Origin of the sequence: Campylobacter sp. RM16188 (assembly GCF_012978795.1) — a bacterium.
Lineage (GTDB): Bacteria > Campylobacterota > Campylobacteria > Campylobacterales > Campylobacteraceae > Campylobacter_A > Campylobacter_A canis.
In genome coordinates, this window is record NZ_LIWQ01000034.1 from 1 (window position 1) to 1,221 (window position 1,221).

The window sequence follows — 1,221 nt, forward strand, 5'->3', positions numbered from 1 at the left end:
TAACACTGCCCGTGACTATACAGACGAGGAAACGCCTTGCTCCATCTCGAACCAAGAAGCTAAGCTCGTCCTGGCTGATGATACTCTCCCTTACTGGGATGTTTGGAAAAGTAGGTCGTTGCGGGCTTTGTTATTATTCTTATAAATTCATATCAAAAACAGCTAATCTAAAAAAACATTAACAATAAACATAAAAACTTTTTACATTTATTATATTTTTACATACTTTTAAATTTAAACCGATTAGTTTTTAAATTCTTTATATATTTATCTGCTTTATTTACAATTATCCAAAGCAACTTCTTTATTTATTCTTTATATCTTTTAGTAGCTATAGTTTATTTGTTTATTTTATTTATTAAGCTTGTATGATTACTTTACGAATTAAAAGATATTGTAAAAAGTCCATATTTTTTATGGTCGTCTTTTAATTCATTTTTTTCATAGAATTGTAAAGCTCCTGTTATTAAGCTTTGTTAGTAACACAATCATAAATTTAATAGATTAAGACGCTTCTTGTGAAATTTAGATTAAAATAAATTTGCTTATACTCATTTATAAATTTATCATTTCTTTAACATAGAATTGTAGAATTTTAACTACTTAAATTTAAACATCTTAACAAAAAGGAATTTACTATGAATACAGTAAAAAATATACTATTAGCACTTATTATGCTTTCAATCTCTGCGTTTGCGCAGATAAATTTAAATACTGCAACTAAAGAGGAGCTTATGAGCTTAAAGGGTATAGGAGAGTCTAAGGCCGAGGCTATAATGGAATATAGGAAGATGAATAAGTTTAACTCTATAGAAGATCTTAAAAATGTAAACGGAATAGGAGATAAGACATTTGAAGCGTTAAAACAAGATATATCGGTATCGGGTAAAAGCGTAATGCCTGCTAATGTAACTAAGAAGATAAAAGATAAAGAGGATAAGCTACTTTCTAAAACAAAAGATACAAAAGAAAAAACAACCAAGCAAGCAGATAAGTTAAAAGATACTAAAGACAACCTAAACAAAAAAGTTAAAGACAAAGAAGATAGCTTAAAGAAAGAGACAAAGAAGGCTAAGGGTAAAGAAGATAAGGCAGATAAAGCTAAGGATGCAAAAGAGAAGATACAAGAGACTAAAGAGAGTATAAAGAAAGAGGCTAAAAAAGCAAAAGAGAGTAAATAGGGTAAAATAAAGAAAGAGAAGAAGGGGTGGTGAGGGGTAA

General features: G+C 28.8%; 1 rRNA gene and 1 pseudogene. Both read left to right on the forward strand.

Annotated elements, in window-relative coordinates:
- Window positions 1-7 precede the first annotated feature (7 nt).
- Window positions 8-127, forward strand: a 5S ribosomal RNA gene (rrf, locus tag CDOM16188_RS11050).
- A gap of 547 nt (window positions 128-674) precedes the next feature.
- Window positions 675-881, forward strand: a pseudogene (locus CDOM16188_RS11395) (ComEA family DNA-binding protein); the annotation flags it as partial.
- Between the last annotated feature and the right edge of the window lie 340 nt (window positions 882-1,221).